Source organism: Rhizobium ecuadorense, from assembly GCF_001187535.1.
Classification (GTDB): Bacteria; Pseudomonadota; Alphaproteobacteria; order Rhizobiales; family Rhizobiaceae; genus Rhizobium; species Rhizobium ecuadorense.
In genome coordinates this window covers 1-333 of the sequence record NZ_LFIO01001495.1, presented here as the reverse complement: position 1 = coordinate 333, position 333 = coordinate 1, and the positions used below count along the sequence as shown (strand labels likewise).

At 65.8% G+C, this 333-nt stretch carries 1 protein-coding gene; it reads right to left on the bottom strand.

Going from position 1 to position 333, the window contains the following annotated elements; genetic code table 11:
- A partial coding sequence (locus AF337_RS31125) for an AAA family ATPase (protein WP_160320386.1) occupies positions 1–333 on the bottom strand: 333 nt, incomplete at both ends.

Genomic DNA, 333 nt, shown 5'->3' with positions numbered 1-333 from the left:
GTGCAACGTGAGGAAAGTCTTGCCAGACCCAGACGGGCCGGCGACGACGGAGCGGTCGCCGACAGTCAACATGCCGTGGACTAGATATTCGAGGTCCTGCCCGGGCTGGTCCAGGTCATGCCACGACATGACGCCGAATTGCGAGCGCGGCGCCTCAGGCGACCACAGCGGCGCTTTGTCGATGAGGGCGCTTAACCGCTCGGCTGTACCGCCGCCCCTCTCCTTCCAGTCGGTGATATCTTCCTTCGGGCCACATTCCGGCCAGTGCTTGGCGATGTCGAGCACGCGCACGCTGAACGCCTTGCCGCGCAGCGCAGCCGCGCGCGCTTGGAT